Here is a 23554-nt window from a genome sequence, read left to right as displayed (position 1 = left end):
TCAATAGGGCAGGCCGACGTAGTTCTCGGCAAGAGCGGTCGACGCCGCGCGCGAGTGCGTGAGGTAGTCCAGCTCCGCCTCCTGGATCTTCTGGTCGAAATCGCCGGTGTCGGGGAAGCGATGCATCATCGTCGTCATCCACCAGGAAAAGCGCACTGCTTTCCAGACACGGGCAAGCGCCTGGGCGGAATAGGCGTCCAGGCCGGTATTGGAGCGATCATGATAATGCTCCGCCAAGCCTGAGAAGAGATAATGGACATCGCTTGCCGCAAGGTTCAGGCCCTTGGCGCCCGTCGGTGGCACGATATGGGCGGCATCGCCGACGAGAAATAGGCGCCCGAAGCGCATGGGCTCCGTGACGAAGGAGCGCAGCGGCGCGATCGATTTCTCGAACGAGGGCGCGGTGATCAGGGCCTCGGCATGGTGTGCGGGCAGGCGGCGGCGCAGCTCGTTCCAGAAGCGGTCGTCGCTCCAGTTCTCTATCTTCTCATCCAGCGGGCACTGGATGTAATAACGGCTGCGCGTCATCGACCGCATCGAGCAGAGCGCAAAGCCACGCGGATGGTTGGCATAGATCAATTCATGATTGACAGGCGGGGCGTCGGCAAGCAGGCCAAGCCAGCCGAAGGGATAGATCTTCTCGAAGCTTCGGATCGATTTTTCCGGAACTGCCTTACGGCTGACGCCATGAAAGCCGTCGCAACCGGCGATGAAATCGCAGTCGATGCGGTGGGCGACGCCGTCTTTCTCATAAGTGAGATGGGGAGCTACGCCCTCGAATTCATGCGGGCAAACGTTGGCGGCATCATAGATCGTCAGTCCCCCACTTTGTTCGCGGCGTGCCATCAGATCACGGGTCAGCTCTGTCTGGCCATAGATCATCACGCGCTTACCGCCGGTCAGGCCGTGAAGATCGATGCGGTGATCGCGGCCATCGAACGCCAGCGAAAAGCCGTCATGCGGCAGGCCCTCGGCATGGAGGCGCGTACTGGACTTTGCCCTGTCCATCAGCCAGACCGTGCCTTCCTCCAACACGCCGGCGCGCACGCGGCCGAGAATGTAATCCTTGCCGGCGCGGTCGAGAATGACGTTGTCGATGCCGGCTTCGGTCAGCAATTGGCCAAGCAATAGGCCGGAAGGGCCTGAACCGATAATGGCAACCTGAGTACGCATGGTCTCCTCCCGCGCTTCGTCTTTTGTAGAATTCTGCGCGGCGGAGAGGGTGGTAACAATGGACATTTCACCCGGAAACTTGCACAAATCGAACATAGTGAAGGGAGGGAGCCATGTCGAGACCCGTGCCAACCTATGAACTTTACGGTGAAAATACCGGCCGGAAGCCTGATTTCTGGCTGCATTGCGAAACCATACCCTCTCGCAGCAGCCTGCATCATTGGGAAATCCGACCGCACCGCCACGAGAGTTTCTTTCAGATCTTGTACATAGACGCCGGCTCGGGCGACGCGATCTTCGACGGCGAAAGCCACGCGATCATGCCGCCCGCCGTGATCACCGTGCCGCCGCGCCTCAACCACGGCTTCCGTTTTTCGCGAGATATAGACGGCTTCGTCATCACCATATTGATCTCGCACCTCAAGACTTCGCCTGGCGACCGCAGCCGGCTCGGCGAATGGCTGGCCAAGCCGCATCTGACGCGGCTCGATATGGACAATGAGGACGCGGCCTACGTTGCCGGAACGTTGAGGCGGCTTGGCGAAGAATTCGCCAACCGGCGTGGTGGCCGTAACGATCTGCTCGAAGCCTATCTGACATCGGCACTGCTCCTGACCGCCCGCCTTTCGCAGCAGGGGGGAGAAGGGCAGGGTGCGTCCGACGAAAGCGAGCGGCGGATGGAGATATTATACGGCCTGATCCAGCGGCATTTCCGCTCTCATAAGCCGGCGGCTTTCTACGCCGAAGCCCTCGGCATCTCACCAACCCATTTGAACCGCATCGTGCGCGGAAAGACAGGTCAAGCTATCCACGAACTGATCGCCCGCAAACTGATCGATGAAGCCAAGCGCGAACTGGTCTTCACCTTCGGTTCGGTGCAGGAAATCGGCTATCGCCTGGGTTTTGCCGATCCCGCCTATTTCTCACGTTTCTTCCTGAAACAGACCGGCGAGACGCCGCGCGTCTGGCGCGTTGCCGAGCGGGAAAGGCTTGGGGTGTGAGCAAGGCGATCTGGACCGCGGGCAGCCACCTGCCCTCGTGGTTCGATGGCGCTTGCGCGCCACCTCACCATGAGGGCTCATCCCATCGTTCTGCTGCCGAAGAGCTGCAAGCTGCACAGAGACGCTACTCGCTCCATCCTCATGGTGAGGAGGCCCATAGGGCCGTCTCGAACCACGAGGATGGCCCCAGAAGGCATGAAGGTTACCGCAAAACCAATCTCAACGCCCTTTGCGTCTCCCGCAGCAGCGGCAGAAACCGCTCCGCCATTTCGGCGGCGGCGACATAGGCGGCTGGGGCGCCGATGTTGATGGCTGCGACCGTCTGGCCGCGATCGTTTTCCACCGGAACGGCGATGGAGCAGAGACCGATTTCCAGTTCCTGGTCGATAACGGCATAGCCTTCAGTCCGTACCCGGCGAAACTCGGCCATCAGCTCCTCCGGGTCCGTCTTTGTATTCGGCGTATTCGCCTTGAGGTCCGTCCGCGCCAGAATGGCGCGCGCCTCGCTCTCCGGCAGGGCGGCCAGCAGGACGCGGCCCATGGAGGCGCAGAAGGCGGGCAGGCGGCTGCCCGGCGTCAGATTGATCGACATCACCCGGCGTTGCGAGGCGCGAGCGATATAGACGACCTCGGTACCATCGAGCACCGAGGCCGAGGCATTGTGGCCTGCCTGTTCCGCAAGTTGATCGAGATAGGGCTGGATGATCGTCGGCAGCGGCGTGGCGGCGAGATAGGCATGGCCGAGCCGCAGGATCTTCGGCGTCAGCGTGAAGAATTTCCCGTCATAGACGGCATAGCCGAGTTCGGCCAAGGTCAGCAGCGAGCGGCGCACAGTGGCGCGGTCGAGCCCGGTCAGCTTCGACGCCTCGGCGATCGACAGGCGTTGCTGCGTCTCGCCGAAAGCCTCGACGACCTTCAGGCCCCGCGCAAAGCCGCTTACGAAATCGGTTTCCCGCATGATGCCCTCCAAATTCGCCTTTGATTTGTGCGATATATGAACAAATATCAGATACCGCACAAATCAATTGCCGTCCAGCCTAGGCTGATCTATTTCGAGGGGAGAGGACGGGCCGTCTTTATCCGCCCGCAATGGCAAACGGGAGTTTCCGCATGGACAAGACAATTGCGAGCACGGCGGCGGCCGTCTCGGACATTGGCGATGGCGCGACGATCATGATCGGCGGCTTCGGTGGCTCCGGCGCCCCGATTGAACTCATTCATGCGCTGATCGACAAAGGCCCAAAGAACCTGACCGTCATCAACAACAATGCCGGCAACGGGCGTATCGGCATTGCGGCGATGATCGATGCGGGCATGGTCAAAAAGATGATCTGCTCTTTCCCGCGCTCCTCCGATCCACGCGCCTTCACCGACCGTTATCTGGCGGGCGAAATCGAGCTGGAACTAGTGCCACAGGGGACGCTGGCCGAGCGCATCCGCGCCGGCGGCGCCGGCATCCCGGCCTTCTATACCCCGACCGCCTATGGCACCGAGCTTGCCAACGGCAAGGTCATCGCCGAGTTCGATGGCCGCAACTATGTTCAGGAGCGCTGGCTCAAAGCCGATTTTGCCATTGTCAAAGCATACGTTGGCGACGTGCATGGTAACCTCATCTACAACAAGGCCGGCCGCAACTTCAATCCGCTGATGTGCATGGCTGCTGCCAGGACGATTGCGCAGGTCTCAAGAATTGTCGCAGCCGGCGAGCTTGATCCCGAGCACATCGTTACCCCCGGCATCTTCGTCAACGGCGTCGTCGAAGTCGCCAATCCGCAACAGGAAGAAGACCTCATTCGGGCCGGAGTGGTATACGCATGACCATCGACACACGCGACGACATCAAGCTCTCCAACGCCCAGATCGCCTGGCGTGCGGCGCAGGACATCGAAGACGACGCCTATGTGAATCTCGGCATCGGCTTTCCGGAAATGGTCGCCCGCTACCAGCCCCCAGGACGCCAGGCGATCTTTCACACGGAAAACGGCATCCTGGATTTCGGCGAGCCTCCGGCCGAGGGTGAAGAAGATTGGGACCTGATCAACGCCGGCAAGAAGGCCGTGACCTTGAAGCCCGGCGCTGCCTTCTTCCACCATGCCGATAGCTTCGCGATGGTGCGCGGCGGTCATCTCGATGTGGCGATCCTCGGTGCCTATCAGGTGGCCCAGAATGGTGACCTTGCCAACTGGCGCGTCGGCTCCAAGGGCGTGCCTGCCGTTGGCGGCGCCATGGATTTGGTGCATGGCGCCAAGCAGGTTTTCGTCATCACCGAACATGTGACGAAGGACGGCAAGCCGAAATTGGTGGACGCCTGCACCTTCCCGCTGACCGGCGTCGGCTGCATCACCCGCGTCTATACGAGCCATGCCGTCATCGATATCGCTAATGGCGGCTTCGTCGTGCGGGAAAAGCTGGCTGCCATGACCATGGACGAGCTGCAGGCGATGACCGGCGCTCCGCTCCATACCGACCGCCCCGTTACCGACCTCGTCGTGCCGGCGCTCTAAGGAGAAGACTATGACCGAAGCCTTCATCTGTGACTATATCCGCACGCCCATCGGCCGTTTCGGCGGCTCGCTCTCCTCGGTCCGCGCCGACGATCTCGGCGCGGTGCCCTTGAAGGCACTGATCGAGCGCAACGGCTCGATCGATTGGGAAGCCGTCGACGACGTCATCTACGGCTGCGCCAACCAGGCGGGCGAAGACAATAGAAACGTCGCGCGCATGTCGTCGCTGCTCGCCGGCTTGCCGGTCTCGGTTTCCGGCACAACGATCAACCGCCTGTGCGGCTCCGGTATGGATGCCGTCATCGCCGCAGCGCGTGCCATTCGCGCGGGCGAGGCGGAGCTGATGATTGCTGGCGGCGTTGAGAGCATGTCGCGCGCGCCCTTCGTCATTCCCAAGGCCGACAGCGCCTTTTCGCGCAATGCGGAGATCTACGACACCACCATCGGCTGGCGCTTCATCAATCCGCTGATGAAAAAGCAATATGACGTCGATTCCATGCCGGAAACCGGTGAGAACGTTGCCGAGGATTATAGGGTCAGCCGCGAGGACCAGGACGCCTTCGCCGTCCGCTCGCAGGCCAAGGCGGCAGCTGCACAGGAGAACGGCCGTCTCGCCAAGGAGATCACCCCGGTGACGATCCCGCAGCGCAAGGGCGACGCCATCGTCGTCGGCAAGGACGAGCATCCGCGCGCCACGACGATCGAGACTTTGGCCAAGCTCGGTACGCCCTTCAGACAAGAGGGTGGCACGGTCACCGCCGGCAATGCTTCCGGCGTTAACGACGGTGCTGCGGCGCTGATCATCGCTTCGGAAGCGGCGGTGAAGAAATATGGCCTGACGCCGATTGCCCGCATCCTCGGCGGCGCTGCCGCCGGCGTGCCGCCGCGCGTGATGGGCATCGGCCCGGTCCCGGCGTCGCGCAAGCTGATGGCCCGTCTCGGTATGCGCCAGGAACAGTTCGACGTCATCGAACTCAACGAAGCCTTCGCCTCGCAGGGGCTGGCCGTCCTGCGCGAACTCGGCATTGCCGGCGACGATGCCCGCGTCAACCGCAATGGCGGGGCCATTGCGCTCGGCCATCCGCTCGGCATGTCCGGCGCCCGCATTACCGGCACGGCGGCGTTAGAGCTGAAGGAAACCGGTGGTCGCTATTCGCTGTCGACCATGTGCATCGGCGTCGGCCAGGGCATCGCTATCGCGCTCGAGCGGGTCTGATCCCCTCACGATGAATTGACGGCGGGCCGTGCGGAACGTTCCGGGCGGCCTGTTTTTGTTTGCCTCGCGCGCATTGCCGTGCCGCGCTTCCGCCTGATATTACAGTCGCGATTTCATCGTATGATTTATTATCGACTTTCAGGAGGAGCCGTCATGACAGAACTTGCGCAATCCCTCGCATTCATTCGTATTCCCGACCTCGCCGACAAGCGGGTGTTGATCACCGGCGCCTCGACCGGCATCGGCGCGGCCCTTGCCCGCGCCTTCGCGCAGCAGGGCATGAAGGTCGGTATCCACTTCAACGCCAGCCGCGAGCCGGCCGAAAAGCTCGTCGCAGAGATCGCCGCCGCCGGCGGGCAGGTGCATCTGGTCCAGGGTGACGTTTCGCAGGAGGGCGAGACCGAGCGCGTCGTCAACGAAACGGCGGAAGCTTTCGGTGGCCTCGACGGCCTGATCAACAATGCCGGCGGCATGCTCGGCCGCGTGCCGACGTCCGAGATGACCGACGCACATTACGAGCGTGTGATGAACCTCAATGCTCGCTCGGTGCTTGCCGCCACCCGCGCCGCACACCCGCACCTCAAGAAGCAGGGCGGCTTCATCATCAACACCACCTCGATCGCCGCCCGTAATGGCGGTGGCAACGGCGCGATCCTCTACGCCGCCTCCAAGGGCTTCGTCTCGACCATCACCCATGGCCACGCCAAGGAATTCGTTGGCGACAAGATCCGCGTGAATGCCGTGGCGCCGGGCGTCATCGCCACGCCGTTTCATGAGCGCTATACCAATGACCAGCAGATGGAATTGCAGCGCAAGACCATTCCCATGGGCTTCGTCGGCACCTCGGAAGACTGCGTCGGCGCTTACCTCTTCCTCGCTTCGCCAACCCTTTCCGGTTACATCACCGGCCAGGTCATCGAGGTCAATGGCGGCCAGCTGATGCCGTAAGGCGTCGCCGGCAATCGACTTTTAGCGCCGGGCAATGATAATCTGTGCCCGGCGTAGCACCGATGACGGAGCGTATGCGGATGGCAAAGACGCCCATACTGGACCTTGCGAAGACCTCCGTGCAACTGACGCATCCGGAGCGGATCTATTGGCCGGATGATGGCGTCAGCAAACAGGATCTTGTCGACTATTACGCGCTCGCCTGGCCGCGCATGGCACCTTTCATTGTTGATCGACCGCTGGCGTTGCTGCGCTGCCCCGACGGCATTAAAGGCCCGCGCTTCTTCCAAAAACATGCCTGGAAGGGCATCAATCCGCACATCGAGGAAATCGCCGATCCTGAGGACAGGGATGGTGAAAAACTGTTGCGGATCAGGGATTTTGACGGACTTGCCGCGCTCGTCCAATCCGCCTCCCTTGAAATTCACCCTTGGGGTACGACGACGGCTCGTTGGGAAAAGCCCGATATGATCATCATGGACCTCGATCCCGGTGACGATGTCGCCTGGAGCGCAGTCATTGCGGGCGCGCAGGAGATAAAGGCGCGGTTTGCGGAGATGGGCCTTGCCTCCTTCGTCAAGACATCGGGCGGCAAGGGATTGCATGTTGTCGCGCCCCTCAAACCGCAGGCGACATGGCCGGATGTCAAGGCCGTAGCCGAAGCGATGGCCCATGGTATGAGCGCCGACAGCCCGGAAAAATATCTCTCGGTTGCCGCGAAAGCGAAGCGGACCGGCCACATCTTCATCGACTATCTGCGCAACGGCCGCGGCAATACCGCCGTCGCGCCCTATTCGACACGCGCAAGGCCGGGGGCGGCGGTTTCAATGCCGCTTGCCTGGGATGAGTTGACCGAGAAGATCGGTCCGGCTTCCTTCACCGTCAAGAATGCGGCTTCGCGGCTGAACGATCGCTTCGCCGATCCATGGGCCGATTTCTTCGAAGCTGCGAAGCCTCTGAACGGCTAGCCTCTATTACACGAACGGAAACAGCGCCGGTGTCGTCGCCTTGTAGTCCACATAGGCCTGCCCGAATGTCTCGCTCATCCAGCGCTCCTCGATGTCGACACGGCGCAGGACGGCGTAGAGCATGAAGGCGATCGCCAGCAAGGCGGCGATGTCACCACGCGCAAGTGCTGAGCCGATGATGGCAAGCAGCAGGCCGGTATAGATCGGATGACGGACGATGGCGTAGGGGCCGGTGCGGATCAGCGCATGATCCTCCTTGACCGTAATCACGCCGCTCCAGTTGCGGCCGAGATGATAGCGCGCCCATACGGCAAAGCTTAGGCCTGCAACGGTCATCACCGCGCCGATGCCGTAATAGATCAGATTTTGCGGAACGATCTGGAAAGAGAGTGGGCCAAGCCGGGCTGGGGGCACCAGCAGCAGGAGGCCGCATATCCAGATCGGGGCGGTATTCGAAAACCGTGACAACGGATCCTCGCTCCGCGTCGTCTTCTTGACACTGAACGCTGCGACAGCCCAGATCAGTCCCCAGATGCTCCAGCAGGCCGGAAAGAATACGGTCAGCAACCTTGCTTCGCTCATGCCGCGCTCCTGTCCAGCTCGGGATAATGCCGGAAGATATCATCTTCGTTGAAGGGAATGCGGCGCTCGGATGTGAGGTAGCGGGCAATGTTCGGTCGTCTCGCAACGGTCTCGCGCAAAGCCGCCAGATGCGGATACTCGTCGCTCAGATGCGCTGTTGCGCGCGGAAAGGCATAGCGCAGCCCTTCGAACACCTGGAACAATGACAGATCGACATAGGTGAGCCGGTTGCCGAATATATGCATTGGCCCTTTCGGATTCTGCTCCAGGACGCGCTCGAAATAGCCGAGGAATTTCGGCATGCGATTGTCGAGAAACTCGGCGGTGCGGGCCTTGGCTTCCTGCTTCTGTTCCTCGTAATATTTCGAGGTGGCGATCGGGTGGTGTGTGTCGTGCACCTCGGCGACGAGATCGGTGATCGTCAGTTGCAGGCCGTTGACCACATGGCGATCGCCTTGATCCTCCGGCGCGAGGCCGAGTTTGGGACCTAGATACATCAGGATATTGGCAACATGCGGGATGACGAGATCGCCATCTTTCAGAAAGGGCGGGGCGAGCGGGATATGCGCCTCCGCCCTGCTCTCCATCACGGCAAACATCGCCCGCATGCCCTGGCCCTCACTCGCCGAGCCACGGCTGACGTCGATGTAATCGGCGCCGGCCTCCTCAAGGGCGAGGCGCACGAATTCGCCACGGCCCTGGATGCCATCCCAGTAGTAGAGCTCATAGGCCATTCGAAGATCCTCCGGTCTCTTGTGCCGCCTGCTATGTCTGCTCGATCGTCATGGAAGCTTAGCATCGGCGTGGCGGAACGGAAGGGGCTGGACCTGCGACCATTTCTTCTAGGATAGGGCCGTATAGCCGCTTTCCGCAAATGCCAGGCTAATGGTGAGCCTGTTGCTCATGGCGCTTGCGGGTGGCGGCCGCTTTCTTCGCGGATGCCGAACGTTCGGGGGCAGGGCGGCTCGCGGAGGCTTTTCCGCCGATCCGGCCGCCCTTCTCGGACGATGCATGGTTTTCAGGGTGCCCTCGGCCGGAGCCGGACTTCTTGCCGCCGCTTTCCTTGTTGACGGTCGCCCAGGCGCGGCGCTCGGCCTCATCCTCGGAAACGCCACGGCTTTCGTAGCTTTCCTCGATGTGCTCGGCCTTGCGCTTCTGCTTGTCGGTGTAAGCGGATTTGTCTCCTCTTGGCATGGTCTTTCTCCTCTTTGCAGATGAGGAGACCAACCCGTCGCCATGGAAAAAGTTCCGATCTCAGCGGGATGCAGATGATTGCTTCGACACATCCGGAAGCGGCCGGCGATTGGCTACACGCCTTTGCTTGCCCGATGCGGGAAACATGATGCCGACGGAGCGGTCGATGATGAGGATCACCACAAGCGTCGCTAGAAGATAGAGGGTTGCGAGAATGAGGAGTGATGTCATGGCATCACATCGGTGCAGCCATGAAATGGCGACCGGCCGTGGCAATGGTCGGAACAGACATGCCCCATGTAATCCGAACACCTATCGTTCATGGTGAAGCTCACTCTTCACCTGATAGCATCGATGTATGACATCTGTTTGTGCCTAGCAGGCAACTGGTCGAAATCGCCGCGAATTTCAATGGCCGGGAGCGTCAGGAAAACGGCCCGGTGATTAATGCCGGGCCGCTCATTGCATGGATTGGATCATGAAAGGCGAAGTCCGCTTTAAACCTTCGCTTCGACCGCCTTTTTCGCTGCCCGTTTCGGTGCGGTCTTGGCCGGCAGACCCAGCGCCTCGGTAATTGTCGCTTGGCGTTTTGCTTTGGGCGTGACGGAGGTTTTTGCCTTCTTCGTCTTGCTCTTCTCGAAGATTACACGTTCGTTGCTTGCCTGTTCCCAGTGAACCGTATCGCGGCCGGAAGGGTAACCTTCGGCCTCCCATATGGCATAGGCACGTTTCTCGATCCATTCATCCCGCGATTCCAACATTGCCGATCTCCGTTCGCATCATTGAACATTGGTTGATGAAAATACCCGTTCTTGAAACGCGGGCTTGCATGCCTCCCCCGAGCACTCGAGACGCTGGCTCAGATAAGCCATGGAGAAAATCCATGCGTCTCGACTCTCGAACCACGCCGGGCGCTTCGCACCAGCAATATGATGTCCCGCAACGGACGGTAGCGAAGCGGCCGAAGCATCACTATGACCACAGCGCGATCTTCGTTCAATTAAAAATATCTAATGCACAACCTATCCACATCCCCACTGCTACTGGTCGAGCCATGCGGATGAGGCGTACGGCTGATTGCAGCTTTCGTGCGCAAAGTTATACTCCTCTCATGTTCGATTTGCTGATCGCCCATTGGGGCCAATTCCTCGCCGTCCTGTCCATCGCCATGGGGACGGTGGCCGCCATTCATGCGGCGATGACGAAGGAGGATGTTCGTGCCGCGATCGGCTGGGTTGGCGTCATCATCCTGTCGCCCATCGTCGGGGCGGTACTCTATGCCGTCGCCGGCATCAACCGCATTCGCCGGGCATCGCTGAGCTCGCAACGCAGTGTTCTCTTCCAGAAGGATGCCGCGGGCGAGCTCGCCAGTTTCGACGCGCAGGGCGACATCGTGCGCCGAACCTTCGGCGAACGCTTCGGATCGATGAAGACGCTCGGCGACCGCGTGTCGCGTTATCCGATGAGCACCGGCAACACCGTCGAGATGCTGGAAAGCGGCGATGCCGCCTATGCGGCGATGAAAGCGGCTATCGACGGCGCCGAGCGTAGCATCCTGCTGGAGACCTATATTTTCGATCGCGATCCTATCGGCCTGCGTATCGCCGATGCGCTGATCGCCGCCGTCAAGCGCGGCGTCAGCGTGCGCGTGCTGATCGACGCCGTCGGTGCCCGCTATTCAGTCCCGAGCATCATGGGCTATCTCAGCAAAGGCGGTGTTGAGGTCTATGTCTTCAACGGCAACGTCATCATCGGCCTGCGGTTGCCCTATGCGAACCTGCGCACCCACCGCAAGATCCTGGTCGTCGACGGGCGCATCGCCCTTACCGGCGGCATGAACATCCGCCAGGGTTTTACCCGGGAGTTCGCCGCTGATCATTACGCCCATGACACGCATTTCTGCATTACCGGCCCGGCCGTGGCCGACCTTTTCAACACCGCTGCCGAAGATTGGCGTTTTGTGACCGGCGAAGTATTGAGCGGCGATCACTGGCGAATCGCGACGCCCGCGAGCGAGCCGGGAGCGCCGGTCTTCATGCGTGTCATCGTCTCCGGACCTGACCGCAGCCTTGAGACGAACCACAAGATGCTCATCGGTGCGCTGTCGATCGCCCGCACCTCCATCCGCATCATGTCGCCCTATTTCCTGCCGGACCGCGAGCTGATCAGCGCCCTGGTGACGGCGGCAAGACGCGGCGTTGAAGTGGATATCGTCGTGCCGGCCGCCAACAATCTCGTGCTGGTCGATCGCGCCATGACGGCACAGTTCGACCAGATGCTGAAGGACTATTGCCGAATCTGGCGCGCTAGAGGTGCCTTCGACCATTCGAAGCTAATGGCAATCGACGGCACCTGGGCCTATGTCGGCTCCTCCAACCTCGACCCTCGTTCCCTGCGGCTGAACTTCGAGGTTGATCTGGAAGTGATCGACCACGGTTTTGCCCGCGCGATCGAAGCCCGCATCGGCACCGTCCTTGAAACGGCAAAGCCGGTCGACCTCGCCAAGCTTCGGGCACGCCCCTTCATCGTCCGGCTGATCGAGAAAATCCTCTGGCTCGGTTCGCCCTATCTCTGAGGAAAATGACGTAGCTGTGTTCCCGGCTACAAGCCTTTTCACATGACAAGCCCGGCAATCGGTTCATATACTGACGAGGACACAGCTCGGGGGGCTTTGAGAACGGAAACGGCCAGCGGACAGATGCGAAAAAAGAACGAAAATCTCCGGACAAGCATCTTCGAGTCCCTGAAGAACCGAAAGACGTCGCGGGCAAGGCAGGCTGGCGACCGGACGCGTCCGGAAGGCACCTTGATCGCCTCCTACAATGTCCACAAATGCGTCGGCGCCGACCGCCGCTTCGATCCGGATCGGATCAGCCGGGTCATTCATGAAATCGATGCCGATGTCATCGGCCTGCAGGAGGCTGATACCCGTTTCGGCGAGCGCACCGGCCTGCTCGATCTGCGCCGGCTTGAGCGCGACACCGGGCTTATTCCCGTGCCGGTGGCGGGCGCCAGCAAGGCGCATGGCTGGCACGGCAATGTCGTGCTGTTCAAGCAGGGCACGGTGCGCGATGTGCACCAGATCAGCCTGCCTGGGCTCGAGCCGCGCGGCGCGCTGCTTGCCGAGATAGAGCTGGCCCGCGGTGGCGTGCTCCGGATCATCGCCGCCCATCTCGGGCTGCTGCTCCGCTCCCGCGCCCAGCAGGCGCGTCTGATCGTCGAGCTGATGAGCAGGGATAACGACACGCCGACCATCCTGCTCGGCGATCTCAACGAATGGCGGCTTGGCGATCGCTCGTCGCTCAACACTTTCCAGGCTGCCTTCGGTCCGCTGCCGCCGGCGGTGCCGAGCTTTCCGTCCACGCTGCCGCTTTTGGCTCTCGACCGCATCATGGCCAACCGAAGCGGGCTGATCTCGACCGTCGAAGTCCATGATTCACCCTTGGCGCGTGTAGCCTCGGACCACCTGCCGATCAAGGCCGTGGTCAGCCTTGAGACGCTGAGGGCCGAAACAGAGGCGCGCGCCGCAACGGCCTGAAATGCGAAGGCTTTTGAAATCATCCGGGCGCAGACAGGCTAAACCGTTGCGCGCAATGCACTTCCCATCCATGATGACCTCGAATCCTCATCCGACAATGCGGACTGCTGATGCGCATCTTTCTCGTTCGACACGGCGAATCCCTTGGCAACATCAGCGATCAGGCCTACCGGCAGTTCGGTGATCATAATGTTCCGTTGACGCAGTGGGGCTATCGGCAGGCGCTAGAGGCCGGACGGGTGATCGCTGCCTATCTGGAGGGATTGCCGTCCACTGAGTTGCGGAAACAGAGCATCTGGTACTCACCCTACTTGAGGACACGACAGAGCAAGGATGCCCTGCTCGAAGCCTTGCCGAACACATTGGTCGAGGATGTTCGCGAAGATTACCTTTTGAGGGAACAGGATTTCGGTCTCTTCACCGAAATTTACGATCATGCCGAACAGAAACGGAAGTTTCCCGAGGAGTTCGAAAAATGGGCCAGACTGCGCAACAATAGTGGGAAGTTCTACGCACGGCCGCCGGACGGCGAGAGCCGGGCCGATGTGGCGCAGCGCGTCCGTCTGTTCCTTCAGACCGTCATGCACGACGCGAAGAATGGCAAGAGTAACGTCATCATCGTCGGTCATGGCGTTACCAACAGGGCGTTCGAAATGAATTTCCTGCACCATTCCGTCGACTGGTTCGAGCGCTCGGACAATCCGGGAAATGCCGATGTCACCTTGATCGAGGCGACCCTAGAGGAAGGTTATACGTCAGTCTTGCTCCATAAGGCGGCTGACCGGGTGGCGGGACAGACAGAGTTGCGCGAAGCCTATGGTTCCGAGCTGACGGTGGCGCCGAAGGCGGGGCAATAGACCTATCCACCTCAATCTTTCAGTCGATCTTGCTCGGGCGTCTCGCGGCATCCCGCATCTCCAGCTTTTCAAGCGCGGACGGTACGGATAGTTGGTGACGAGCGAAAGCCCATCTTATAGGTTCCGCTTCGACGAGACCCATAGGGAGGAAACCCATGCTGAAGACCCTGTTGATGACCGGAGCCGCAGGCGGCGTCGGTCAGGCGCTGAGACCGCTTCTTTCAGAGATCGCCGAAAACGTCGTGCTCTCCGACATTGTCGCGGTGGACGATCTGCGCCCGAACGAGCGCTTCGTCGCCTGTGATCTTGCCGACCGTGGCGGTGTCGATGCGCTGGTCCAGGGTGTCGACGGCATCATCCATCTCGGCGGGGTCTCCACCGAAAAAGGCTTCGATCTCATCCTGCAGGGCAATATTATCGGGCTTTACAATCTCTATGAGGCCGCCCGGCATGCCGGCATGCCGCGTATCATCTTTGCCAGCTCCAACCATACGATCGGCTATTACCGCCGCGACGAGCGCATCGATAGCACCGTGCCGACACGCCCGGATTCACTCTACGGCGTTTCGAAAGTCTATGGCGAAGCGGTGGCGAGCCTCTATTTCGATAAGTTCGGGCAGGAGACGCTGTCGGTGCGGATCGGCTCGTGCTTCCCCGAGCCGCGCAACTCGCGCATGCTGGCGACGTGGTTCAGCGTTCGCGATTTTCTGTCGCTCTGCGGCCGCGCCTTCGAGACCTCCCGCCTCGGGCACACGATCGTCTACGGCGCCTCCAACAATGACGAGCAGTGGTGGGACAACCGCAATGCCGCATTCCTCGGCTGGAAGCCGCAGGACAGCGCTGCGGCCTGGCGCGAGAAAATATTGGCAAACGCCGCTCCGGAAGACCCAACCGATCCGGCCGTCATCTACCAGGGCGGCGGCTTTGCGGCAGCGGGGCATCCGGAGGATTGAGGCGCTAGAGCGTTTCAATCAACGTTGCGGAACAATTTCCAGCGCGTTGGCTTGAAGGCGATGCGGTTACGGTCAAGCGCGTCGGCCTTGTCCGGCGAGAGCTCGATTTCGATGGTTTCGTGCTGCTCGCCGATATTCATCTCGATATGCCGAGTGCCGGCAACGCGGCGGCTGGAGGTCAGCAGGCCGGCGATACAGCCGCCATCGCCCTCATGAAGCTCGATATCGTGCGGGCGGAAATAGAGATAGGCCTCGCCATCGGGCTCGTGCGGCGTGCTCAAGCCCAGCGGGCGTTCCTCAAACCAGATCTCGCCATTGGTGACGCGCACCTTCACCCGATTGGACTGGCCGATGAAGCCGTAGACGAAGGGCGAATTGGGCGTGTCGTAGATCTCGTCCGGCGTGCCCACCTGCTCGATCGCGCCCTTGTTGAGCACGACGACGCGGTCGGCCAGTTCCAGCGCCTCTTCCTGGTCGTGTGTCACGAAAACGGTGGTATGGCCGGTACGATCGTGGATCTCTCGCAGCCATTTGCGCAGATCCTTGCGCACCTGCGCGTCCAGCGCGCCGAAGGGTTCGTCGAGAAGCAGCACGTTCGGCTCGACCGCCATGGCGCGTGCCAGCGCCACGCGCTGCCGCTGGCCGCCGGATAGCTGGGCTGGATAGCGCTTCTCAAGACCGTTGAGCTGCACCAGTTCCAGCAGTTCGACGGCGCGGCGATGGATTTCGGCGCGGGGAGGGCGGCGCGATGCGGAGCGGACCTTCAGGCCGAAGCCGATATTGTCCAGCACCGTCATATGGCGAAACAGCGCATAGTGCTGAAACACAAAGCCGATATTGCGCTGCTGGACAGTCTTCCTCGACGCATCTTCCTCGCCGAAGAAGATCTGGCCCTCGGTCGGAGATTCCAATCCGGCAATCAAGCGCAAAAGCGTCGTCTTGCCCGAGCCGGAAGGGCCGAGCAGCGCGATCAGTTCGCTGGAGCGGATATCCAGGGAGACATCATGCAACGCCGGAAAGCGACCGAATTCCTTGCGTAGGTTTTGAACGCGAACTTCCATTAACAATTCCCTCAGTGACGCCGGCTGCCTGCGATCTCATCGCTATAGCGCAATTCCAGCAGCGTCTTTAGTATAAGTGTGACAAGGGCAAGCAGGGCGAGAAGCGTGGCTACCGCGAAGGCCCCCGAGAAATTATATTCGTTATAGAGAATTTCGACCTGCAGCGGCATGGTGTTGGTCTCGCCGCGAATATGGCCGGAGACGACCGACACGGCACCAAACTCGCCCATGGCGCGGGCGTTACAGAGCAGAACGCCGTAAAGCAGGCCCCATTTGATGTTGGGCAGCGTCACATGCCAGAAGGTTTGCCAGCCATTGGCCCCAAGCGACAGGGCCGCCTCTTCGTCGGCATTTCCTTGTTCCTGCATCAGCGGGATCAATTCGCGGGCAACAAAGGGAAAGGTGACGAACATCGTCGCCAGAACCAGGGCAGGAACCGCGAACAGGATCTGAATGCCATGGCTCTGGAGCCAGGGGCCGAGCGTGCTGTTCGAGCTGAACAGCAGTACGAAGACCAGGCCGGATATCACCGGCGACACTGAGAACGGCAGATCGATCAAGGTCGTCAGGAACGCCTTGCCCTTGAATTCGAACTTCGCGATCGCCCAGGCGGCGGCGACACCGCAGACAAGATTGAGCGGTACGCTGATGCCGGCAACGATCAACGACAGCCGGATGGCCGCGAAAGTTTCTTCATCCACCAGCGAGCTGAAGAACTGTTCGACCCCCTTGCGGAAGGCTTCGACGAAGACGGCGGCAAGCGGCATCATTACCATCAGCGTCAGGAAGGCGAGCGTGATAGCGACGAAAATCCAGCGCGCAAGCCAGCTTTCGGTGATGACCGAATGAACCGCGTCGGCAGAGGAGGGGGCATCATGCGCCATAGCCGTACCTCCTTCTGCTCCAGGATTGAATGAGATTGATGACCAGCAACATGATGAAGGAGATGATCAACATCATCGTCGCGATCGCTGTCGCCGCTGCGTAATTATACTCCTCGAGCTTGATGACGATGAGCAATGGCGCGATTTCGGAGACATAAGGTCTGTTGCCGGCGATGAAGATCACCGAGCCGTATTCGCCGGCCGCACGCGCAAAGGCGAGCGCGAAACCGGTGAGGGCGGCTGGCGCCAGGCCGGGCAGCAGGACGCGGGTGATCGTCTGAAAACGGCTTGCGCCGAGCGTTGCCGCGGCCTCTTCGACCTCGCGGTCGATCTCCTCCATAACCGGCTGCGCCGTACGCACCACGAAGGGCAGGCCGACGAAGATCAGCGCGATGACGATGCCGACGGGCGTGAAGGCGATCTTGATGCCGAGCGGCGTCAGGAACTGCCCGATCCAGCCGTTCGGCGCATAAAGCGTCGTCAGCGCGATACCGGCAACCGCGGTCGGCAGCGCAAAGGGCAGGTCGACCATGGCGTCGACGATACGCTTGCCCGGAAAGCGATAGCGCACCAGGACCCAGGCCATGATCAGCCCGAAGACTGCATTGACGATCGCCGCGATGAAGGCGCCGCCAAAGCTCATGCGCAAGGCATTGAGCGTGCGCTGATCAAGCGCGATGGCCCAGAATTGGGACCAGCCGAGAGAACTACTCTTCCACAGCAATCCCGTGAGCGGGATGAGAACGATCAGGATGAGCCAAGTCAAGGTAACGCCGAGCGCCAATCCGAATCCCGGAATGACACTCGGCTGCCGAAACCGCCACCGTTTGCGGGTTATTGCATGCATTCAGAATTATTGTCCCGGCTTGTAAATCTGGTCGAAGACGCCGCCATCGGCGAAGAACTTCGGCTGAGCTTGAGACCATCCACCGAAATCGTCAATGGTTGCAAGCTTCAATGCGGGGAACCGGGCAATATCCTTGGGATCGGCAGCTTCCGGCTTGATCGGCCGGTAGTAATGCTTGGCCGCGATCTTCTGGCCCTCGTCGGAATAGAGGTAGTTGAGGTAAGCCTCTGCTTCCTTGCGGGTGCCCTTGGCATCGACATTGCCGTCGACGACGGCGACCGGCGGGTCGGCGCGGATCGAAACGGTGGGCGTTACGATCTCGAACTTATCCGGGCCGAGTTCTTCGAGCGACAGATAGGCTTCATTTTCCCAGGCGAGCAGAACATCGCCGAGACCGCGCTGGACGAAGGTCGTGGTTGCGCCACGGGCACCGGTATCGAGCACCGGCACATGCTTCAGAAGCTGGGCGACATAGTCCTGCGCCTTGGCGTCATCGCCGCCATTGGCCTGCTTGGCCCAGGCCCAGGCTGCCAGGATGTTCCAGCGGGCGCCGCCCGAGGTCTTGGGGTTCGGCGTGATGACTTCGACGCCGTCCTTGACCAGATCGGACCAGTCCTTGATGCCCTTCGGATTGCCCTTGCGCACCAGGAAGACGATCGTCGATGTGTAGGGAACGCTGTTGTTGGGGAACTTGGTCTTCCAGTCGGTCGGGATCTTTTTCGTGGCCTTGGCAATGGCGTCGATGTCGCCTTCCAGTGCCAGCGTCACGACATCGGCATCAAGGCCGTCGATGACCGAGCGAGCCTGCGCGCCCGACCCGCCATGCGACGCCTTGATATTGATGGTTTCACCCGTATCCTTTTTCCACTTTGCGGCGAAGGCTGCGTTGAAGTCCTTGTACAGTTCGCGCGTCGGATCGTACGAAACATTGAGAAGCGTCTTGTCCGCGGCCCATGTCGGCGCTATGGCGCCAGCCAGCGAGAAACTGCCAATGAGAACTGCGGTGGCGAGAAGCCGGGAAAGCTTTATCGTCTGCATGGGTGACCTCCTTCGTTGTTACTAAACCCTATCAACTTGGTCGTATAAAGTAACGAAGATTGTTCCCGCTTGGCGCGCATACATAGAACGGAATCCCATATAATCAAGGAATGTGAAATCACATTCCCGCGCTTTGGCTGCAGCCGGCAGTTAGTATCCTATCAAATCGAGTCAGACATGAAAACCGAGTAGAGTTCGTCGGCGGTTTTTGCCTGTCGCATGGCCGTCAGAACGCCTTCGGCTCTCAGCCGCCTGGCGATGGCGGCGAGCACGTTCAGATATTCGCTGCGGCCGTTTTCGCCAAAGAGCAGGACGAAGGCGAGATCCGTTGGCACATCGTCGATCGCCTGGAAGTCGACGGGTTGGCCAAAACGTACCATCAATCCGCGCGGTCGCGTCATTCCGGCGATCGCCGCATGCGGAACGGCTATGCCGTTGCCGATGCCGGTCGTTCCCAGATTTTCCCGTCCCTCCAATGCCTGCAGGACTGTGGCTTCATCCAAGCCAAGGCAATGGGCCGCCTTCGACGAAAGAAGCTGCAGCGCCCGCCACTTTGTCGGCACCGAAAGGCCGACGAAGACATGTTCGGGCAGGATGATGGTGGAAAGGTCCATGGTCACTCTCGGGCTCGGGCATCGATAATTCGGACATGACTTGGCCTCGTCGGTCTTTGCGACGAGGCGCTGTTTAGCACGCAGCCAAGGGATCACGGCTTCATTCCGGCTCGCGCAAGCGGTAGCCAACGCCTGTCTCCGTGGTGATATATTGCGGTTGATCCGGAATCTGTTCGATCTTCTGCCGGAGCTGGCGGACGTAGACGCGTAGATATTGCACATCCGCCGCCGGTCCCCAGACCTGCTTCAACAGGAACTGATGCGTCAGCACCTTGCCCGCATGCTGCGCCAGCACCCGCAGAATGTCGTATTCCTTCGGCGAGAGCTTCACTTCCTTGCCGTCGACCTTGACGATGCGCTTGACAAGATCGAGCGACAGGCCGCCGGTCTGGAAGATCGCCTTTTCGCCCTGCTGCTGCAGGCGGTGGCGGAGGGCGACGCGGATGCGCGCGGCGAGTTCATTCACGCCGAAAGGCTTGGTGACATAATCGTCGGCGCCGGTTTCCAGCGCCTTGACGATGCCGGCTTCGTCGGTTCGGCTCGAGAGAATGACGACCGGTATTTCCAACCCATCCTCGCGCCATTCCTGCAGCAGGTCATGACCGGGCTTGTCGGGCAGGCCGAGGTCGAGAATGATCAGGTCGGGCCGATCTTCCTGTACCGACAGTTTTGCCGCCGCGGCGTTCGGGGCCTCGTTGACCAGATAGCCCTGAGCGCTCAAGCCGACACGCAGCAATTTGCGGATCGGCGGCTCGTCATCGACAACGAGTATCTTGACGGCGGTCGTGTTCATTTCAATTCATCCAGCTTGGGGAGATCTGTTGGTTTCGGCAGGCGAATGGTGAAGACCGCGCCCTGGCGGTCCGTGCGGTTGCCCGCGGTAATCGTACCGGCCATGGCCTCGATGAAGCCACGGCAGATGGAAAGGCCAAGGCCCGTGCCGGCCCGCACCTGATCGCCTTTGCGGACACGATAGAAGGTGTCGAAGACGCGCTCGAGATCAGCTGGCGGAATGCCAAGGCCTTCGTCCATGATCCGGAAGACGACATTGTCGACATCGGCCCAGGCCTCCAGGCGGATGGTGGAATCCTCGGGTGCGTATTTGGCGGCATTGTCGAGCAGATTGAACAGCACCTGCTCGAAGAGCACTGGATCGACCCGCACCATCGGCAGATCGGTCGGCATCTGCGTTTCAACGCGATGTCGGGCGAGAATTTTCGCCCCGCGCCGGAGCGCACTGCCGACGATATCGCCACCATAATGCAGAGCATAATTCGGCTCCATCGCGCCGGACTCGATCTTGGTCATGTCGAGCAGATTGGCGATGAAGCGGTTCAACCGTTCGGATTCATCGACCACCGTCGACAGCAGATCGACGCGATCCTCATGCGACATGGTTTCCAGATAGTCGCGCAAGGTGCCGGCGGCACCAAGAATGGCGGCAAGCGGTGTTTTTAGGTCGTGCGAGATCGAGGTCAGTAGGGCCGAACGCAGCCGGTCGGCTTCGACGGCCAGCTTGGCGCGGTCGACGTCGGCGACCAGTTGTACGCGCTCGATGGCAAGTGCTGCCTGATCGGCAAGCGCATCGAGAAGCCGCTGCTGCTCCGGCGTCAAAAGCGGACCGTCGCGACGGTCGCTGTCGAGGCCGATGACGCCGACGGCGGTGCGGCCGGTACGCAGCGGCACATAGAGGCGCTTGGCGCCCGGCAACGTATCGGCGCCGCGTCCGGCTGCATGATTATGTTCCCAGGCCCAGCGCGCTGCGGCGATATCGGCATCATCGAGCGTATCGTCGGGTGGATAGCCCGCCTTGACGGCAATTGTGCCGTCTTCGGGTAGTAGCAGCACCACGCGCACCTTCAGCATCGAGGCGAGCTGGAAAGCCGTTGCCCAGAGCACGTCATCAAGCGTGCCGGTGCCGGCGAGTTTCTTCGAGAAAAGATAAAGATCTTCCGTCGTCCGCGCCCGCTGTCGCGCCGATGCCGCTTGCCGCTGCACGGTTGCAGTCAGATTGCTGGCGATGATGGCGACGCCGAGGAAGAAGAAGAAGGCAAGCACGCTTTCGGGGTCGCTGATCGTCAGCGTATAGCGCGGCGGCAGGAAGAAGAAGTTGAAGGCGAGCGCGCCGAGCAGGCAGGAATAGAGCGCCGGGCGCAAGCCTTGAGTGACAGCCGTGGCGAGCACCGCCATCAGGAAGACCAGCGCCAGGTTTCGGACGTCGAGCACCTGGTCGAGGATGACGCAAAAGCCGAGGGCGACGGCGACATAGAGCGTTGCCAGGATATAGCCACGCAACTGGAACGGCGTCGGCACGGGTGCCGACTTGACGCCATGGCTCGCCCTCGACGCCTCTGCGTCAGTGCCTGAGATGACGTGAACGCTGATGTCGCCGGCCTTGCGGATCAGTTCGTAGGAGACCGAAGCCCTGGACCAATCCCGCCAGGTACCGACCTTCGGCGAGCCGATGACGATATGAGTGACATTGTTGCTGGCGGAATGGCGAAGCAGCTCTTCGGCGACTTCGCGGCCGGGAATGGTGATGGCTTCACCGCCAAGCTGCTCGGCAAGCCTGAGCGTCGCGGCGATAGTGTCGCGCTGCGCCTCGGTCAGGCTGATCGCCCGGTTGGTCTCGACATAGACGGCCGCCCAGGGTGCGCGCAGGCGCGAGGCCATGCGGGCGGCATAGCGCACCAGCGACGCGGAACGCGGATGATGATCGATGGAGACCAGCACACGTTCGCCCGCAGCCCATGGGCCGGGGATCGCATGCGCCTGCATATGGGTCAGGAGCTGGTCGTCGACCCGCTGTGCCGTGCGCCGCAGCGCCAGCTCGCGTAGCGCCGTCAGATTGCCGGGTGTGAAATAATTGGTCAGCGCCCGCTCGGCGGTTCTCGACACATAGACCTTGCCGTCATGCAGGCGCTTGATCAGGTCGTCGGGTGTCAGATCGATAATCTCGACATCGTCGGCCATGTCGATGATCGAATCCGGCACGGTTTCACGGACGCGAACGCGGGTGATTTGTGACACGACATCGTTCAGGCTTTCGACATGCTGGATGTTCAGCGTCGTATAGACGTCGATGCCGCGATCGAGCAGCTCCTTGACGTCGAGATAGCGCTTCGGATGCCGGCTGCCATGGGCGTTGGAGTGGGCGAGTTCATCGACGAGCACGAGGCCGGGCCGGCGTTTGAGAATGGCATCGAGGTCCATCTCGTCGAGCGCGCGGCCCTTATAATCGACATTGACGCGGGGAATGATCTCGTAGCCTTCGAGCAGAGCCTGCGTCTCGCGCCGGCCATGGGTCTCGACCACGCCGACGACGACATCGACGCCGTCGGCAATCTTGGCCTTGCCGGAAAGCAGCATTTCGTAGGTCTTGCCGACGCCGGGTGCGGCGCCCAGAAAGATCTTCAGACGGCCGCGCGTTTCCTGCCGAGCCTTCTCCAGAAGCGCGTCGGGAGAGGGCCTGTTCAGCGTGTCGCGGCTATCATCTGGCATCGATCGATCTTTCTCGACGGGCGATAATTGAGGCGGTGATGGCCGCCTCAACCTCTTGGTCTTATTGAGTCATAGAAGCATCCAACGCCCGGTTCAATGCCAGGACGTTGACGACGGGCTCACCGAAAACACCGAGTTCGCGGGGTTCGACAGCGGCGTCGACGATCGCGCGGAGCTTGGCCTCATCCAGGCCGCGCGCTTTGGCGACACGCGGGATCTGGAAATAGGCATCCTCCGGCGAGATATGCGGATCGAGACCGCTACCTGACGTGGTGACCAGATCGATCGGAACCGGCGCATTCGGGTTCTGTGCCTGCAACGTTGCGACATCGCCCTTGATACGGGTCATCAGGCTCGAACTGGTCGGACCGAGATTGGAGCCCATCGAGTTGGCCGCGTTGTAGGGCGCGGCAACTGTTTTGGTCGCGTCGTTCGGGTCCGCACCCGTCGTCGCCGACGGGCGTCCGTGGAAATAGCGGTCGGTGGTGAAGCTCTGCCCGATGAGGCTGGAGCCGATCACCTTGCCGTCCTTCTCCACCAGGCTGCCGTTCGCCTGATGCGGGAAGAGCGCCTGGGCAATCCCTGTCATGGCAAGCGGATAGGCAAGGCCGGTGACGGCGGTGGTGACCACGATCATGACGATGGCCGGTCTGATTAATTTCAGCATGGGAAAGA

Annotated in this window: 25 protein-coding genes; 10 read left to right on the top strand and 15 right to left on the bottom strand. The window is 61.0% G+C overall.

Annotated elements, in window-relative coordinates; genetic code table 11:
* Positions 1-1173, bottom strand: a complete 1173-nt coding sequence (pobA, locus tag AC1RO0_RS12000; RefSeq protein WP_498593102.1) for a 4-hydroxybenzoate 3-monooxygenase — start codon at positions 1171-1173, stop codon at positions 1-3.
* A gap of 113 nt (positions 1174-1286) precedes the next feature.
* On the opposite strand from pobA, the gene AC1RO0_RS11995 reads away from it, so the two are divergent.
* Complete coding sequence (locus AC1RO0_RS11995; RefSeq protein ID WP_498593101.1) at positions 1287-2174, top strand: helix-turn-helix domain-containing protein; 888 nt, start codon at positions 1287-1289, stop codon at positions 2172-2174.
* A 202-nt stretch (positions 2175-2376) separates the two neighbouring features.
* On the opposite strand, the gene AC1RO0_RS11990 is transcribed toward AC1RO0_RS11995, so the two are convergent.
* Positions 2377-3132, bottom strand: a complete 756-nt coding sequence (locus AC1RO0_RS11990; RefSeq protein WP_498593100.1) for an IclR family transcriptional regulator domain-containing protein — start codon at positions 3130-3132, stop codon at positions 2377-2379.
* Positions 3133-3284: 152 nt separating this feature from the next.
* On the opposite strand from AC1RO0_RS11990, the gene AC1RO0_RS11985 reads away from it, so the two are divergent.
* The 5 genes from AC1RO0_RS11985 (at position 3285) to ligD (ending at position 7810) form a co-directional block, all read left to right on the top strand.
* Positions 3285-3992: a 3-oxoacid CoA-transferase subunit A gene (locus AC1RO0_RS11985; RefSeq protein ID WP_498593099.1), complete on the top strand. Its 708-nt coding sequence runs from the start codon at positions 3285-3287 to the stop codon at positions 3990-3992.
* Entirely contained in the window at positions 3989-4678 is a 690-nt protein-coding gene (locus tag AC1RO0_RS11980; RefSeq protein ID WP_498593098.1) for a 3-oxoacid CoA-transferase subunit B, read from the top strand. Before AC1RO0_RS11985 ends, AC1RO0_RS11980 begins: the two co-directional genes overlap by 4 nt.
* Positions 4679-4688: 10 nt before the next feature.
* Complete coding sequence (gene pcaF, locus AC1RO0_RS11975) at positions 4689-5894, top strand: 3-oxoadipyl-CoA thiolase (RefSeq protein WP_498593097.1); 1206 nt, start codon at positions 4689-4691, stop codon at positions 5892-5894.
* Between the two features lie 153 nt (positions 5895-6047).
* A complete protein-coding gene (locus tag AC1RO0_RS11970; protein ID WP_498593096.1) occupies positions 6048-6842 on the top strand; it encodes an SDR family NAD(P)-dependent oxidoreductase in 795 nt (264 codons plus the stop codon).
* A gap of 80 nt (positions 6843-6922) precedes the next feature.
* Positions 6923-7810: a non-homologous end-joining DNA ligase gene (gene ligD, locus AC1RO0_RS11965; protein WP_498593095.1), complete on the top strand. Its 888-nt coding sequence runs from the start codon at positions 6923-6925 to the stop codon at positions 7808-7810.
* Between the two features lie 6 nt (positions 7811-7816).
* Here the strand turns inward: ligD and AC1RO0_RS11960 are convergent, their stop codons facing one another.
* From AC1RO0_RS11960 to AC1RO0_RS11940, 5 genes are all read right to left on the bottom strand, one after another.
* A complete protein-coding gene (locus AC1RO0_RS11960; RefSeq protein WP_498593094.1) occupies positions 7817-8392 on the bottom strand; it encodes a methyltransferase family protein in 576 nt (191 codons plus the stop codon).
* Positions 8389-9126 carry a glutathione S-transferase gene (locus AC1RO0_RS11955; protein WP_498593093.1) on the bottom strand — a complete coding sequence of 246 codons (738 nt, stop codon included), beginning with the start codon at positions 9124-9126 and terminating at the stop codon, positions 8389-8391. The genes AC1RO0_RS11960 and AC1RO0_RS11955 overlap by 4 nt, the downstream gene beginning before the upstream one ends.
* A 148-nt stretch (positions 9127-9274) precedes the next feature.
* Positions 9275-9586 (bottom strand): plasmid stabilization protein, encoded by a 312-nt coding sequence (locus AC1RO0_RS11950; protein ID WP_498593092.1) that lies wholly within the window; start codon positions 9584-9586, stop codon positions 9275-9277.
* 60 nt (positions 9587-9646) lie between these two features.
* Positions 9647-9817 (bottom strand): hypothetical protein, encoded by a 171-nt coding sequence (locus tag AC1RO0_RS11945; RefSeq protein ID WP_498593091.1) that lies wholly within the window; start codon positions 9815-9817, stop codon positions 9647-9649.
* A 266-nt stretch (positions 9818-10083) separates the two neighbouring features.
* Positions 10084-10347 carry a DUF2934 domain-containing protein gene (locus AC1RO0_RS11940; RefSeq protein WP_498593090.1) on the bottom strand — a complete coding sequence of 88 codons (264 nt, stop codon included), beginning with the start codon at positions 10345-10347 and terminating at the stop codon, positions 10084-10086.
* A gap of 350 nt (positions 10348-10697) precedes the next feature.
* Here AC1RO0_RS11940 and AC1RO0_RS11935 point away from each other — a divergent pair, with 350 nt between their 5' ends.
* From AC1RO0_RS11935 to AC1RO0_RS11920, 4 genes are all read left to right on the top strand, one after another.
* Positions 10698-12161, top strand: coding sequence for a phospholipase D-like domain-containing protein (locus tag AC1RO0_RS11935; RefSeq protein ID WP_498593089.1), 1464 nt, complete (start codon positions 10698-10700; stop codon positions 12159-12161).
* A 123-nt stretch (positions 12162-12284) separates the two neighbouring features.
* Complete coding sequence (locus tag AC1RO0_RS11930) at positions 12285-13124, top strand: endonuclease/exonuclease/phosphatase family protein (RefSeq protein ID WP_498593088.1); 840 nt, start codon at positions 12285-12287, stop codon at positions 13122-13124.
* A gap of 110 nt (positions 13125-13234) precedes the next feature.
* Positions 13235-13981 (top strand): histidine phosphatase family protein, encoded by a 747-nt coding sequence (locus AC1RO0_RS11925; RefSeq protein WP_498593087.1) that lies wholly within the window; start codon positions 13235-13237, stop codon positions 13979-13981.
* A 155-nt stretch (positions 13982-14136) separates the two neighbouring features.
* A complete protein-coding gene (locus tag AC1RO0_RS11920) occupies positions 14137-14934 on the top strand; it encodes an NAD-dependent epimerase/dehydratase family protein (RefSeq protein ID WP_498593086.1) in 798 nt (265 codons plus the stop codon).
* A 14-nt stretch (positions 14935-14948) separates the two neighbouring features.
* On the opposite strand, the gene AC1RO0_RS11915 is transcribed toward AC1RO0_RS11920, so the two are convergent.
* The 8 genes from AC1RO0_RS11915 to AC1RO0_RS11880 all read right to left on the bottom strand — a co-directional run bounded on the left by AC1RO0_RS11915 (position 14949) and on the right by AC1RO0_RS11880 (position 23546).
* A complete protein-coding gene (locus tag AC1RO0_RS11915) occupies positions 14949-15995 on the bottom strand; it encodes a sulfate/molybdate ABC transporter ATP-binding protein (RefSeq protein WP_498593085.1) in 1047 nt (348 codons plus the stop codon).
* An 11-nt stretch (positions 15996-16006) separates the two neighbouring features.
* Positions 16007-16879, bottom strand: coding sequence for a sulfate ABC transporter permease subunit CysW (cysW, locus tag AC1RO0_RS11910; RefSeq protein WP_498593084.1), 873 nt, complete (start codon positions 16877-16879; stop codon positions 16007-16009).
* Entirely contained in the window at positions 16869-17726 is an 858-nt protein-coding gene (cysT, locus tag AC1RO0_RS11905) for a sulfate ABC transporter permease subunit CysT (RefSeq protein ID WP_498593083.1), read from the bottom strand. The genes cysW and cysT overlap by 11 nt, the downstream gene beginning before the upstream one ends.
* Positions 17727-17732: 6 nt before the next feature.
* Positions 17733-18764 (bottom strand): sulfate ABC transporter substrate-binding protein, encoded by a 1032-nt coding sequence (locus AC1RO0_RS11900; RefSeq protein WP_498593082.1) that lies wholly within the window; start codon positions 18762-18764, stop codon positions 17733-17735.
* Positions 18765-18925: 161 nt separating this feature from the next.
* A complete protein-coding gene (locus AC1RO0_RS11895) occupies positions 18926-19378 on the bottom strand; it encodes a PTS sugar transporter subunit IIA (RefSeq protein ID WP_498593081.1) in 453 nt (150 codons plus the stop codon).
* Between the two features lie 100 nt (positions 19379-19478).
* Positions 19479-20171, bottom strand: a complete 693-nt coding sequence (locus AC1RO0_RS11890; protein WP_498593080.1) for a response regulator transcription factor — start codon at positions 20169-20171, stop codon at positions 19479-19481.
* Positions 20168-22879 carry a DUF4118 domain-containing protein gene (locus AC1RO0_RS11885; protein ID WP_498593079.1) on the bottom strand — a complete coding sequence of 904 codons (2712 nt, stop codon included), beginning with the start codon at positions 22877-22879 and terminating at the stop codon, positions 20168-20170. The genes AC1RO0_RS11890 and AC1RO0_RS11885 overlap by 4 nt, the downstream gene beginning before the upstream one ends.
* Before the next feature lie 61 nt (positions 22880-22940).
* On the bottom strand, positions 22941-23546 hold the full coding sequence (locus AC1RO0_RS11880) for a K(+)-transporting ATPase subunit C (RefSeq protein ID WP_498593078.1): 606 nt from the start codon (positions 23544-23546) through the stop codon (positions 22941-22943).
* Between the last annotated feature and the right edge of the window lie 8 nt (positions 23547-23554).

This window comes from Rhizobium sp. GW821-FHT14E12 (assembly GCF_058803745.1).
Note: the sequence above shows the minus strand (reverse complement) of the source record. Positions and strands in the feature narration are given on the sequence as shown.